This window comes from Janibacter sp. CoH_79_TC_3, assembly GCF_058197955.1.
The window spans coordinates 198,809-212,040 of record NZ_JBXWIV010000003.1; the positions used below are offsets into that span (position 1 = coordinate 198,809).

At 43.1% G+C, this 13,232-nt stretch carries 12 protein-coding genes; 4 read left to right on the plus strand and 8 right to left on the minus strand.

All coding sequences use genetic code 11. The annotated features are described in order from the left end of the window. Positions 1 to 62: 62 nt before the first annotated feature. The 4 genes from AC2FA3_RS04885 to hflX all read right to left on the minus strand — a co-directional run bounded on the left by AC2FA3_RS04885 (position 63) and on the right by hflX (position 4,292). Positions 63 to 875, minus strand: coding sequence for a lytic transglycosylase domain-containing protein (locus AC2FA3_RS04885; protein WP_490508580.1), 813 nt, complete (start codon positions 873 to 875; stop codon positions 63 to 65). 454 nt (positions 876 to 1,329) lie between these two features. Beyond that, the gene (locus AC2FA3_RS04890; protein ID WP_490508581.1) at positions 1,330 to 2,016 is read right to left on the minus strand and encodes an LrgB family protein; all 687 of its coding nucleotides are present in this window, start codon (positions 2,014 to 2,016) and stop codon (positions 1,330 to 1,332) included. A gap of 22 nt (positions 2,017 to 2,038) precedes the next feature. Then, entirely contained in the window at positions 2,039 to 2,491 is a 453-nt protein-coding gene (locus tag AC2FA3_RS04895; protein WP_490508582.1) for a hypothetical protein, read from the minus strand. A gap of 355 nt (positions 2,492 to 2,846) precedes the next feature. Further along, positions 2,847 to 4,292, minus strand: a complete 1,446-nt coding sequence (gene hflX, locus AC2FA3_RS04900) for a ribosome rescue GTPase HflX (protein ID WP_201610331.1) — start codon at positions 4,290 to 4,292, stop codon at positions 2,847 to 2,849. Between the two features lie 501 nt (positions 4,293 to 4,793). On the opposite strand from hflX, the gene AC2FA3_RS04905 reads away from it, so the two are divergent. Further along, a complete protein-coding gene (locus AC2FA3_RS04905) occupies positions 4,794 to 5,594 on the plus strand; it encodes a lysophospholipid acyltransferase family protein (RefSeq protein ID WP_490508583.1) in 801 nt (266 codons plus the stop codon). Between the two features lie 155 nt (positions 5,595 to 5,749). Here AC2FA3_RS04905 and AC2FA3_RS04910 read toward each other — a convergent pair whose 3' ends face one another. Together AC2FA3_RS04910 and AC2FA3_RS04915 are read right to left on the minus strand one after the other, a co-directional pair. Beyond that, positions 5,750 to 6,790, minus strand: coding sequence for an aldo/keto reductase (locus tag AC2FA3_RS04910; protein WP_490508584.1), 1,041 nt, complete (start codon positions 6,788 to 6,790; stop codon positions 5,750 to 5,752). A gap of 57 nt (positions 6,791 to 6,847) precedes the next feature. Then, a complete protein-coding gene (locus AC2FA3_RS04915; RefSeq protein ID WP_490508585.1) occupies positions 6,848 to 7,345 on the minus strand; it encodes an FKBP-type peptidyl-prolyl cis-trans isomerase in 498 nt (165 codons plus the stop codon). Between the two features lie 335 nt (positions 7,346 to 7,680). Between AC2FA3_RS04915 and AC2FA3_RS04920 the strand changes: the two genes are divergently transcribed. The 3 genes from AC2FA3_RS04920 to AC2FA3_RS04930 all read left to right on the plus strand — a co-directional run bounded on the left by AC2FA3_RS04920 (position 7,681) and on the right by AC2FA3_RS04930 (position 9,540). Beyond that, complete coding sequence (locus tag AC2FA3_RS04920) at positions 7,681 to 7,998, plus strand: hypothetical protein (protein WP_201546266.1); 318 nt, start codon at positions 7,681 to 7,683, stop codon at positions 7,996 to 7,998. Positions 7,999 to 8,122: 124 nt separating this feature from the next. Next, the gene (locus AC2FA3_RS04925) at positions 8,123 to 8,803 is read left to right on the plus strand and encodes a DUF1294 domain-containing protein (RefSeq protein ID WP_490508586.1); all 681 of its coding nucleotides are present in this window, start codon (positions 8,123 to 8,125) and stop codon (positions 8,801 to 8,803) included. Positions 8,804 to 9,048: 245 nt separating this feature from the next. Further along, positions 9,049 to 9,540 (plus strand): hemerythrin domain-containing protein, encoded by a 492-nt coding sequence (locus AC2FA3_RS04930; protein ID WP_490508587.1) that lies wholly within the window; start codon positions 9,049 to 9,051, stop codon positions 9,538 to 9,540. Between the two features lie 142 nt (positions 9,541 to 9,682). Here the strand turns inward: AC2FA3_RS04930 and lspA are convergent, their stop codons facing one another. Both lspA and ileS read right to left on the minus strand, forming a co-directional pair. Continuing rightward, positions 9,683 to 10,321 (minus strand): signal peptidase II, encoded by a 639-nt coding sequence (lspA, locus tag AC2FA3_RS04935; protein WP_490508588.1) that lies wholly within the window; start codon positions 10,319 to 10,321, stop codon positions 9,683 to 9,685. Beyond that, entirely contained in the window at positions 10,314 to 13,175 is a 2,862-nt protein-coding gene (ileS, locus tag AC2FA3_RS04940) for an isoleucine--tRNA ligase (protein ID WP_490508589.1), read from the minus strand. The genes lspA and ileS overlap by 8 nt, the downstream gene beginning before the upstream one ends. Positions 13,176 to 13,232 lie beyond the last annotated feature (57 nt).

Consider the following 13,232-nt stretch of genomic DNA (forward strand, 5'->3'; position numbering starts at 1 on the left):
TGAACGCAAAAAAAAGCCCATTATTAATTTAATGGGCTTTTTCGTGGCTGTTGTCTTTTGAATTAGCGCAATGCTAAATAAGCAGAGTTAGCATAGCTTGCATTATTGCTACTGGTGCCATAACTGACGTTTTGGAGGCCACCACTATTACTGGTATTGGCAGTATTACTGTTATTAGCATTCATGGTATTACCCGATAGTGCTGAATCATTTTTATATAAACTATGATAGCGGCTCATCACGCTTTTTACATAGTTACGGGTCTCTTTAAACGGAGGAATACCATTATATTTATCGACGTTCCCTTCGCCAGCATTATAACCAGCCACGGCAAATTCAACATTATTATTAAAACGTTTCATTAGCCAAGCGATATATTTCGCAGATCCTTCGATATTATCAGCAGGATTCCAAGGATTACTCACTTTAAATCGGCGAGCAGTCGCTGGCATCAGCTGCATCAAACCTTGCGCACCGACAGGTGAGCGAGCATTGGGATTAAAGGCAGACTCCGTATGCATCATGGCTTTCATCAGCGCAGGATCGATGCCATGGCGATCAGCAGAGGCACGGATATAGCTATCGTAAGAGTTACGACTGCCGCTACTGCTCGCCGCGCTGCTACCATAATCTGCATTAGTATTGCTACCAGCATTGTAAGCACCAGAATCTTTATAATAAGTCGTTTTTACTTTTTTACTAAATTTATCAAAATTGCCACTAGGATTGACGTTAGTGAGGAGAACTTGTCCACCTTTGTCTTTGTAGATATACATATTGCCTGCTTGAGCGGCGATAGGTAGGCTAGAGAAGGCAATGGCAGTAAGTAAAACGGGAGACAAGCAACGTGTCATTAGGGGTGCAATATTTATCATAGGGTTATCACTTTTTATCGAGTAATAGCAAATTGCTTTGCCTATAAGCGCGTGATGTCGCGCGTCAAAGCGGTTATCGCGTTTGTAGGATTTTATAGTGAGCCAATATCAGTATGGCGACTACCTACGAATTCACGTCTAACAAAACCACTTGCAATAGATACAAAAAATAATAGTTGCTTACTATAACACAAAATAAGTTTTTGCCATATCTGAATGCGTGCACGCGCAGTCAAAAGGACTTTTAATTTATAAAAAAGCTCAATGAAATCAAGATGGTAACAGAATAAGGGTGGTTAATGGGCTTATAAGAGCAATATTTTTGCCTTTATCTTTGCATTAAAAATAAGTAAGAGATACCGCTAGAAATTATATCAAATGAAATTGATTCAGGTGAAAAAAGCCCATCAAGGAGGATGGGCTAAGGTATTTACATTTAACTTAAAGCATTTTATTAGGATAACGCACTGATAAAAATAGGCACCCAAACAGCGGTGACCAACCCGTTGACTGCTAAGCCAAAGGCGGCATAGCGTCCAGCCGTATGACTGATTTGCCACGCTTCTACGGTGCCAAATGCATGCGCTGCTAAACCAAGGGCTAAACCTTTGGCGCGGTCATCATCAATACCGCGAAATAAGAAGCGCGCTAACGTACCACCAATAAGCCCTGAAACAATAATAATCAAGTTTGCCATCGCCAGCGGGGCTTTAATCAAATCAGCGACGCTGAGACCAATCGGTGTGGTCACTGAACGGGTAGCAAATGCCAAAATAGTCTCATTACTTAGTGAAAATAGATAGGCTAATGACATGGGTAGCAAGGCGCCAACTACGCTGGCTAGCGCTACAATCATGGTGAGCTTTTTGACTGGTAAGCCTTTAAAATTCATCGCTGCCAATGGTACAGCCAATAATACCGTCACATAACCTAATAAATGGTCAAATACGGGTTTTGCCACGCTGTAATAATGGTTGTAATCCCATTGCAAAATAAACAAAAACAGCAGTACCAATGCCAATGCGGTGATGACCATCGGTAACCACGATAGCTTGCGCGCAAGGACGCGGGCAATGACGTGGGCTGCCAAGGTTAATAATATTGCAGCAAGGGTTGCGGTAAACACACTATTAAAACTCATAACGTTGCCTTGTTCCTACAGCTTAATGCTGTCCCTTGTGCTTGTTGGTCGTATTCGTACTGTCAATGTCACTGTTATCTGTAGTGCCGCTATTATTAAGAGAGCGATTGGCAAGGATAGCCAGCCCCCAAAGCGGAATAAGCGTACTGATAATCATCGTCAGCATCACACCCCAAAACTCATCACCTAATGCGAATAGCAGTAAGCCGGCTCCGGCAGAAACCGGCAAAAAGGCAAAACCACTATCAACCAGTAACGTGTTGCTTGCTTGGGTTAGCCAGTGCGGTAGCCCTTTTATCAGTCGCCAAATAATCAAAATAACAAACATTGTTAGCAAACCAACGATATTTGCGGCTTTTTCAATACCTGCCCATTGGCAAACAATGACGGCAGACTCACGAACCACCACGACCATGATCAGCGTCAATATTAACGCCATCCATAAGGGTATGTTGGAAGTAGAAGTGGAGTTCATAAGTAATCCTAGCCAAGTCAGATATAATTAGTCTTTGATAAAATTGACGCAAAAACGTGCTGTTTATATGAAAAATCCATAAGGCGTTAGTGATCAAGCTTATTAATAAATACGGCGTTCAGTAGTTAACTAACGACAATCATTGGTCAAATGTATTCAAACGCACGCATAGAGGCTGATTATATAGAGAGTGGGCAGACTAATAAAGCCTAAGCGCGGATTGCAGCTATTAAGCTGTTTCTAAATATCTCGTATAATGAATGTTAAGCGCTATAAATATAAAAAAGGACGCCATCGTTTGATAGCGTCCTTTTATTAAATACCATTTAGATTACATAATATAAGAAGTGTTTATTTAACTTTTCGAATCAGATTCTTCTGTCGCAGAATTTAACGCTTCAAATTCAGCAAAGGCGTTTTCTTCCTCTGCCGTTAAGGACGCTTCTTCATGATGACTGTCATCTTCATCAATCTGCTCAAACTCTTCAAGTATCGGCATCAGCAATGTTGCTTGTGCCAACGGCAAGACATCTAATGGTTTTAAATTGGCTTGCCCCAATAGCTGCTTGAGCCTATCACTTGGCAGGCGAATGGTTAAGCATTCATGACCATTGTCATCATAGCTCTCTTCCTGAATAACGCCCAACTCATATAAGGAGTTTTTTAACTGACCGGCATTATAAGGTAGTGTCAATTCAAACGTCGTCAGTGTGCCAGTCAGTAACTGCTGGACGGCTAATGACAGCTCTTCCATACCTAGGTTTTTACTAGAAGAAACATATACACGGTTAGGCTGACCTTCTTTAGCATAGCCAATATGTGCAGGCTCATCGGTCAAATCAATCTTATTATAAACATTGAGCACTGGCACATCGTTATCAATTTCAGCTAAGACAGCTTTAACCGCCTCGATTTGCTCATGCATATCTTCACTAGAAGAGTCGATGACATGTAGCAATAAGTCGGCTTCTAAGGTTTCCTCTAATGTCGCATGAAACGACTCAACCAGTTCATGCGGTAGATGACGAACGAAACCGACGGTATCGACTAAAACCACGCGGCCAACCCCTTGCCAGTCTAAACGACGTAACGTCGGGTCGAGCGTGGCAAACAGTTTATCAGCCGCATAAATGTTTTCATCAACTAAGCGGTTAAATAGGGTAGATTTACCAGCATTGGTATAACCGACGAGTGAAATAGTCGGTACGTCTGATTTTTGGCGACGTGCTCGACCTTGTGCGCGTGTCTGTCTGACTTTCTCGATTCTACTTTTGAGCTGGGTGACTCGTACTTGTAGCAAACGGCGATCCGTTTCAAGCTGGGTTTCGCCGGGTCCACGTAAACCAATACCGCCTTTTTGGCGCTCCAAATGCGTCCAACCACGCACCAAACGTGTCGATAAATGATTTAACTGCGCAAGCTCAACCTGTAGCTTACCTTCGTAAGTACGGGCGCGCTGTGCGAAAATATCTAAAATTAAGCCGGTGCGGTCAAGGACACGGCATTGTACCAGTGCTTCAATATTACGCTCTTGTGATGGCGATAAATTGTGATTAAAAAGGACAATATCAGCGTCGTGTTCGCGCACCAATTCTGCTATTTCTTGTGCTTTACCGCTACCAACAAAGTATTTGGCATCGGGACGTGCGCGTGAGCCTGTGACTAGTGCCAAGCGATCGGCGCCTGCCGAATCTGCAAGCAACTCAAATTCGTTCAGATCATCAGGATCTTGAATTTGGCGAATGTCTAAATGTACGATAATGGCGCGCTCGCCACCTTCATGTCTTTCAAAATATTCCAAAGAGTATCACCTATGTCATTAAGTAAATAGATGGCGGTTATCGATTTATTAACTGTCGATATAGCCTTCGTATGACCCTCTATATGTGGTCTTATCACTTGATATTAAAGCGTATTAACGCAATTAGCCATGCTTTTATGTTACAGGGTTTATTATTAAATATTCTAATGAAGGAAGTATCAGGCTTCTCGTAAAAATTAATTAACGGCGAGCTTGGCTTTTTTAAACGTACTAATCTATTGAGTAGTGACAATGTAAAAATGAACTGCGTAAAAATGAGCTGATAGCTAATTATTGCAAAATATTAACAAAAGCTACTCATAACTCAGTGAACAATTAGTCACTGAGTAAATAAATTTTGTTATACTCATGACGCTCGTTTAAGAGATATAATCATACGTTTTTTAAGCGTTAAGCTTTTTAAGTAATAGGCTTTTTAATCACTAAGCTCTTTAATAAAGAATTTTTTAACCCATAAGTTTTTAACCACGAGGGACACAGATGAGCCAATCTAAGTCAGGCTTTTCACTCAAACAGCAGTTAGGTCGCGGCAAACAAATCGCTGGCATGACCACCACCATCGCTGGCGGCCTGCGCGCCGCCCAACGTATCGGTGCCTTTAAGCAGCCACCACGCGAAACACTGCCACGTTATATTCAAGCCTTTTGCCGAAAAATGGCAGGCTCTTTTGGCGTAAAAGTTGTGGCAGTCGAGCGTGTAGAGCAACACCACGGTTTATGGGTTTCCAATCATGTGTCATGGATGGATATCCCCGTGGTTGGTACGGTGAGTCCAGCTTTTTTCTTATCGAAAGCCGAAATTGGCGATTGGCCAATATTTGGTAAGTTGGCGCATGCCGCAGGTACGGTATTTATCGAGCGTGGTTCCGGTGATGCTGGCACGGTCGCCGCCCAAATTGCCAATTTTTTAACCAAGGGCTTTTCAGTTATCTTCTTTCCAGAAGCGACCACTACCGATGGTAAAAAAATTAAGCGTATCCATGGCACTTTGCTACAAGCGGCGATAGATGCTGATGTACCGGTGCGCCCGCTAGTAATTGCCTATGTGAATAAAGACGGCACTTTAAGTGAGGAATTGCCTTACTACGGTAAGCTGACGATGAAAGACAGCCTAAAAAAGGTGCTTGATAGTAAAGACGTGACGGCTTTTGTCTTACCGCTTGAGCCAATAGATCCTAAAGGTTTGAATAAAAGCCAGCTCACCGATTTACTACAAGCACATATGCAAGAAGGCTTGGCTGAATTACATTCGCGCGTCTTAACGAAAGTAGCTAAAGTATAAGCAAGTATAAAACTGTTTAAATAGAAAAGTAGTCATAAAAAAGGCGCAAATCTTAGTAATTAATACTAACAATTTGCGCCTTTTTCTTTATTAAGCAAATACCTGAACGTCATCTTATTAAAAGCTGGACAATATCAGAATCTAATGTCGGAAAATTATGGCGATGGATTAGGATGCTGGGTATGTACCGCCTCAATCGCTTTTAGCACATCTGCGCTTAAGGTTACATTAATACTGTCAATATTCGATTGCAGTTGCTCAGTGGTGGTCGCTCCAATGATATTACTGGTGACAAACGAGCGCGAATTAACAAAGGCCAATGCCATTTGTGCCATGTCCAAACCAGCATCTGCGGCAATTTTGGCATATTGAGCGGTGGCTGCTTTTGCTTCTTCATTGGTATAGCGAGCAAAGCGGTCATACATCGTCAGGCGCGCGCCAGTAGGACGTTTGCCATCAAGGTATTTACCAGACAATACCCCAAAGCCAAGCGGCGAGTAGGCAAGTAGACCAACATTTTCACGATGGGCAATCTCTGCCATGCCCACTTCATATAAACGGTTGAGCAAACTATAAGGATTTTGTACCGTGATAGGCGCGATTAAGCTATTTTTATCCGCTTCCCATAGATAGCGCATTAGACCCCAAGCGGTATCGTTTGATAAGCCATAAGCACGAATGCGGCCTTTTTTAATCTCGTCATTTAATGCTTGGATGGTTTCTAAAAAAGGCGTCAAATCATCTAGCGATTGCGCTGCCATCTCTTCGCTATAACCGCGTTGACTAAAAAAGTTCGCTTGACGTTCAGGCCAATGCAACTGATAAATATCGATATAATCAGTTTGCAAGCGTTCAAGATTGCCATCGATAGCGCTGCTAATTTGCTCAGCGGTATAGCGCGTCTGACCATCTCGCAAAAAATCCATCGGTGACATTTTGCTGGCAAGAATGACCTTGTCGCGCTGTTTGGTTTTGTTAAACCAAGTGCCCATAAAGCGTTCGGTATCGCCTTGCTTGTCTTTATCAGGCGGCGACGGATACATCTCAGCGGTATCCCAAAAGTTCACGCCTGCGTTAAGCGCCATGTCCATCTGGGCATGAGCATCGCTTTCGCTATTTTGCTGTCCCCAGGTCATTGTTCCTAAGCAAATTTTTGAGACTTTTTCATTCAGTTGTGGCAGTGTGTGATATTGCATCTGTTTATCCCTGTTTTTATTCTAAATAAGGTTTTTATTCTAAAGCAATTTTTGATACTACATTAGCTTGATACCTGTGACGCCCGGCGGGGTGACTTGGAATATCTTCACTTTAAAAAGTACCGACTGTCCAGCAAGCGGATGGTTAAAATCGACTTCTACTTCGTCGTCATCAATGGCGCTAATGGTGCCGGGCAGAGTATTTTTACCTTTATCTTCAAACTCGACCAGCATACCAATTTCAGGATTGTCAGCGATCAGGGCAAATTGGGTGCGGCTAAAATGCTGGATGTTATCAGGGTTCCACTCGCCAAACGCTTGCTCAGGCTCAAGGTGAGCTGTGCGTGTATCGCCAGCTCTTAGGTTCATCAGCACCTGCTCAAAACCCGGTAAAAAGCTCTCATCGCCGATCGTCAGCTTTACGGGCGCATCACGGTTAAAGGTTGAGTCAATCACTGTACCGTTTTCTAACGACACTTCGAAATGGAGCTTAACAAGGCTGCCGTGGGTGATACGAATGTCTTCGTTAGGAGTGATAAATTGAGAGTCGGTCATAGTAATGTGTCTTTTATAGAATAGGATTAAGAGGGTTAATTATAATAGAGAGTTTAGCATAGCCTATATACTAAACGTCTTGATGTGACAGATATGTGTTAGACCACTTTTATAAGCTTTTACTGATGTTTTTATCAATCTACTTCACATGTCTTTTTAAAAAATTAATAAATACAATGCGTTAATAGCTCAACTAAAAATTATAAATAATTAAAGTTGTCTAAGAATGAAATTAAGTTGACATTATCTTTCTTAATGTATATAAATGTAAACTTAATTTAAGCTAAGTAACTTATATATTAATAATTGTAAGTTAAACAACTTCTGAGATGATTATGAAAAAAGCGGTTTTGGTAATTGGAATGTTCGCATTATTGGCTCAAGGGTGTGCTACGCCACATGTTGTACAGACTAAAAAGGTAAGTGATGTTAATCTATCTTGTCAGCAAATTCTTAGTGAAATAGCTGAAGCTGATGACTTTGAGCAAAAAGCACGTGCTGAGCGTAAAGCGACTGGTAAGAATGTGGCTGCCGCAATTTTATTTTGGCCAGCTTTGATTGGTACCTATTCTAATACTGAAGAAGCTATCAATGCGGCAAAAGATCGTCACAATAATTTGACCAACTTGTATGAGCAGAAAAAATGCCGTTAATACCTTAATGTCTTGTTAAGGTATTTTTATGGTCACTAAAAAGCTAAGAGTAAAGCTCTTAGCTTTTTTTATGAGTGCAGGAAAGTTATATAATAGTTGTAAAAATAATCGATAGATAAAAACTATGAATATGAAAACGAAAAACCTAAGCACTAAACAACAAGGTCATATTAAAAAATGGCAAGACGATAAAGGCTTTGGTTTTATCGAAACTGCTGCTGGCGAGTCGGTATTCTTTCATGTTAGCGCGTTTAAAGCCCAGCGTCGCCCCGAAGTTGGCGAGCAAGTGGTTTTTACAGTAGGGCAAGACAATCAGGGGCGCTTGCAAGCAAAGGATGTGCAAGAACTGAGCTTTGTGCAACAAAAAATGGCGCAAAAGAACAGTCAAATCCGCCAGCGAAATCATAAACGTAGCGCTCAAGCAGAATTTGAAGCAGGGCAGAAGAAGCGTTTATTCCTTGGAATTGGCTTTTATGGGGTTTTAGTTTTATTGACGGTCATGAATAAGCTAAGCTGGCTGGTACTTGCTTGGTATGCAGTATTAGGCATCATTACCTATGGCATGTATGCTAAAGACAAGGCCGCTGCCCAAAGTGGCGATTGGCGAACGCCTGAATCAACGCTGCATCTGTTAAGTGCACTTGGCGGCTGGGTCGGTGCGATGGTGGCGCAAACCTATTTGCTGCATAAGTCACAAAAGCCTGAATTTCGTATCGCTTATTATTTAACCGTTATTATTAATTTGGCAGGGTTATTGTTTATATTGGCGGGTGGTGGGTTAGAAGTTTTGAAAGACTTTTTTTAGATCGATTCTCGGAGATGGCTTGATAGGATTGTGGGTAGTTGGCTTAATAGGATTTGAATTGCCTCCTCCAGTTAAAATAGATAAGATTGACCAAATAATAGCCTATTGTCATTTATCAGTTAGCAATAATAGCTTATTGCTAACTGATAAATGACAATAGGCGTTTTTATTATTATGATAATGCTTAGAAAGTGAATAAAACCATTTGATTACCTAACCCATAAACAATTTTAAAGAGGAAAATAATGAGTAATGCCAATAAGAATGCCGATGAAGTTGATTTAAAACAAGATATTTTTGAGGCTCTGCTTGAAAAGCATGAGGTTCAACGGGGATTATGCGCCAAGCTCGAAAAAACAAAGGGTGAAGCACAGCGTAAAGCCGTTTATGAAGCGCTTAAGCTAGAGCTACAAGCGCATGCAGCCGCTGAAGAGCGTCATCTATATATACCGGTTATGCAGCATGACGAAGGTCTTGATTTGTCTCGTCACGCCATTACTGAGCATCATGAAATGGATGAGATGATGGAAACTTTGGATGACGGGCGTATTGGACAAGAGAAGTGGGATACAACTTGTGCGGACCTGATTCATAAAGTACATCATCATTTAAAAGAAGAAGAAAACGAGTTTTTTAAACAAGCCAAAAAGATTTTGGATGCCGATCTGCAGCAACGTCTAGGGGCCTTATATCAAGTTGAGCATGCTGAGTTCGAACAAACACATGCGGATGATTGATTGCTAAAATCTTTTGTATTTTTTGATAAATGAGAAAGTTAGCGCATAAAAATAGCCACTATTGATAGTGGCTATTTTATTAGGAGTTACTTTTCAAGGTATAAATATCGTATTTTCGACGACAGTCTAAGACGTTAAAACGCTATACCTCACGCTTCTTTTCTAAAAACAGCATATCAATGACAATCAGCGCCACACCAATACAAATACCAACATCGGCAATGTTAAAAATTGGGTAATGCCAAACGTCGGCATAATGTACATGAATAAAGTCAATCACATGACCATGTAACAAGCGGTCAATTAGGTTACCAATAGCACCGCCAAGCACCAAGGCTAGACCCAATGATAACAGCTTAGCTTTACGTGGCGCTTTTACCAGATAACCGATTAAAAACAGCGACATGATAAGCGCAAGTCCCGCAAAAAACCACTTTTGCCAACCAGCTTGATCTGCCAAGAAGCTAAACGCCGCGCCGTAGTTATAAGCAAGCGTCCAGTTTAAAAAAGGCTCAATCACGGGTACTGGCTCGAGGAAATTCAGATTGGTTTCAGCTAACCACTTCGTCCACTGGTCAATAATAATGACGACCAGCGACAGCAAATACCACATAAAGGCGCGACTGCCATTAGCGACCATTTTAGGGGTCTTATTTAAGCGACTCTTAGGCGTGGTTGAGCTGCCCGTGGTCGCATGAGCAGGAGTAGGCGAATGGTCAACCTCAGCCTGCGGCTGCTTATGTTCCGATGAGTCTGTCGGATTAGGCGTAGAATTAGGCATAGTGGCGCACCTCGCCCAAGCCTGCGACATTGGTGACGCAGCGAGCACATAGTTCAGGGTGTGCGCTATCGGTACCAATGTCATCGCGGATATGCCAACAGCGTACGCACTTGGTACCTGTTGCAGCGCTGACTTTGACCACTAAGTCTGCCGCTTCTTTGCTGCTGCTTTCGGCTTGCTCTGTGGTGGCATTCTGACTAGCAGCAGGTGCATCGCTCATCGGCTTCAAGGTTGCATTGCTGGTAATCAACACAAAGCGCAGCTCTTCACCAAGCTTGGCTAAGCTTTCATGCATCGCACCGTTGGCATATAAATCAACGCCAGCAGACAAGTTGGCATTGATGATTTTTTCACCACGTGCGGTTTCGATATGCTTATTAACCATATCTTTTGCTTGCATGATATGTTGCCAGTCATCGGTACTGATGGCGCTGAGCTCAAATTCTGGGAAGGTATACCATTCTTCCGTAAATACATATCCTGCTTCGTTGCCGTTTTTACCTTCCAATACTTCCCATGCTTCTTGTGCCGTGAATGATAAAACCGGCGTAATCCAGCGAATCAACGCATGGGTGATATGGTAAATCGCCGTTTGCGCAGAGCGACGCGGCTGTCCATCAGTCTGAGTGGTGTACTGACGGTCTTTGATAATATCTAAATAGAAGCTGCCTAAATCCTGCGAGCAAAACGCGGTGACATGCTGGGTGACTTGGTGAAAGTCCATCGCATCATAAGCACTGATGATTTGTGCTTGTACCGTTTGCGCACGCTCAATGATGAATTTATCAAGGCTGACCAGCTCATTAATATCAATGCTGTTGGTCGCTGGGTCAAAGTCATCTGTATTCGCCAGTAAGAAGCGTAAGGTATTACGGATACGGCGATACATGTCGATTGCGCCTTTAAAGACCGTTTTACCCGCGCTCATCTCATAACGATAATCGCTCGACGCAATCCACAAACGCAGCATATCCGCGCCGGTTTTATTAATCTCATCTTGCGGCGTGATGATATTGCCAAGTGACTTACTCATCTTACGACCGTTTTCATCGACGACAAAACCATGGGTCAATACTTGCTTAAACGGTGGGCGCTCGTACATCGCCTCAGACGTTAATAGTGACGTCTGGAACCAGCCGCGATGCTGATCTGAGCCTTCTAAATACATATCAGCAGGGTTGGTTAATTCATCGCGTTGCTCAAGAACGGCAAAATGCGTCGTTCCTGAGTCAAACCAAACGTCTAGGGTATCCGTTGCTTTATCATAGTCAGCTGCTTCCGCCCCTAAGAAATCTTCACAGCTGGCATCAAACCAAGCTTCTACGCCGCCCGCATCGATTTTTTGTGCAGCCACTTCCATCAGCTCTAGCGTATTTGGATGCAGCTCGCCTGTTTCTTTGTGCATAAAGAAAGTAATTGGTACGCCCCACGTACGCTGACGTGAGATACACCAATCTGGGCGACCGGTCATCATCGCTTCAATGCGGTTTTGTCCCCAAGCAGGCGTCCAATTGACTGAAGGAATGTCAGCAAGGGCACGCTCACGCAGACCTTTGGTTTCCATACTGATAAACCACTGCGGGGTTGCGCGGAAGATAATCGGCGACTTATGACGCCAGCAATGTGGATAACTGTGCTCAATTTTAGTATGGCTGATTAAATGGCCGTTATCATGCAGGGCGGCAATGATTTGCGGATTGGCTTTGTAAATATGCTCACCGGCAAATACCGCCGCGCTTTCTAGATAAACGCCCGTACCACTGACTGGGTTTTCAACCGGCAAGTCATATTTAAGACCAACGATATAATCGTCAAGACCGTGACCGGGTGCGGTATGGACGAGGCCAGTACCGCTGTCAGTGGTCACATGATCGCCTAAGATAAGTGGCACTTGACGATCTGTAATCAATGGATGTTGGGCGCGCAGGCCTTCAAGCTCGCGTCCTGATACAGTAGCTAGGATGCCATCGCTACTCAGTTTAAACTCGTTTAATGCGCTTTCGACCAAGTCAGTCGCTAATAAGAAGTTACCTTTTGTAGTGGCGACCACGCTATAGTCATGCTCAGGGTGTACCGAAATGGCTTGGTTAGCAGGTAAAGTCCAAGGCGTCGTGGTCCAGATAATCGCGGCGATGTTACCTTCGATGTCGCTGAATGCTGCAACCTTGTCAGTGTCAAGCACATCAAAGCTCACATAGATAGCGTCAGATACTTTATCTTGGTATTCAACTTCGGCTTCAGCCAAAGCAGAGCTACAGTCCAAGCACCAGTTAACCGGCTTCATACCCCGAGTCACATGACCATTGTCATAAATTTTGGCCAGTGCGCGCACGATATTGGCTTCTTGGTGGAAGTTCATCGTTAGATAAGGGTTATCCCAATCACCAAATACGCCTAAACGTTTAAAGTCCGCCTTTTGCAATGCAACTTGTGTGCTCGCATATTCGCGGCATAGACCACGGAATTCAGTCGCAGAGACTTTTTGACCAACTTTACCAACTTTGGCTTCGACTTTTTGCTCGATAGGTAGACCATGACAATCCCAACCCGGCACATAAGGTGCATCAAAGCCTGATAAAGTTTTTGACTTTACGATAATGTCTTTCAATACTTTATTGACCGCGTGACCCAAGTGAATCTGACCGTTGGCGTATGGAGGGCCGTCATGCAAAATATATTTGGTCGCACCCGCACGCGCCTGACGAATTTTGCCGTACACGTCATCCGCTTCCCACGCAGCAAGCCAATCTGGCTCACGTTTGGCAAGGTTTGCACGCATTGCAAAAGGCGTATCAGCAAGGTTTAGGGTATCTTTATAATCCTGGTTTGGTGTATCAGTACTTTTATCAGTCATAGAAGGTGTCTTATAAAATGGTGGTTAGAGGTTGCGTTTGAAATTTAGGCATAAGGT

What these genes read in the sequence shown, in the direction of transcription:
- AC2FA3_RS04885 (WP_490508580.1), bottom strand. Translation starts at nt 875, where the DNA reads ATGATAAATATTGCACCCCTAATGACACGTTGCTTGTCTCCCGTTTTA.
- AC2FA3_RS04890 (WP_490508581.1), bottom strand. Translation starts at nt 2,016, where the DNA reads ATGAGTTTTAATAGTGTGTTTACCGCAACCCTTGCTGCAATATTATTA.
- AC2FA3_RS04895 (WP_490508582.1), bottom strand. Translation starts at nt 2,491, where the DNA reads ATGAACTCCACTTCTACTTCCAACATACCCTTATGGATGGCGTTAATA.
- AC2FA3_RS04905 (WP_490508583.1), top strand. Translation starts at nt 4,794, where the DNA reads ATGAGCCAATCTAAGTCAGGCTTTTCACTCAAACAGCAGTTAGGTCGC.
- AC2FA3_RS04910 (WP_490508584.1), bottom strand. Translation starts at nt 6,790, where the DNA reads ATGCAATATCACACACTGCCACAACTGAATGAAAAAGTCTCAAAAATT.
- AC2FA3_RS04915 (WP_490508585.1), bottom strand. Translation starts at nt 7,345, where the DNA reads ATGACCGACTCTCAATTTATCACTCCTAACGAAGACATTCGTATCACC.
- AC2FA3_RS04920 (WP_201546266.1), top strand. Translation starts at nt 7,681, where the DNA reads ATGAAAAAAGCGGTTTTGGTAATTGGAATGTTCGCATTATTGGCTCAA.
- AC2FA3_RS04925 (WP_490508586.1), top strand. Translation starts at nt 8,123, where the DNA reads ATGAATATGAAAACGAAAAACCTAAGCACTAAACAACAAGGTCATATT.
- AC2FA3_RS04930 (WP_490508587.1), top strand. Translation starts at nt 9,049, where the DNA reads ATGAGTAATGCCAATAAGAATGCCGATGAAGTTGATTTAAAACAAGAT.
- lspA (WP_490508588.1), bottom strand. Translation starts at nt 10,321, where the DNA reads ATGCCTAATTCTACGCCTAATCCGACAGACTCATCGGAACATAAGCAG.
- ileS (WP_490508589.1), bottom strand. Translation starts at nt 13,175, where the DNA reads ATGACTGATAAAAGTACTGATACACCAAACCAGGATTATAAAGATACC.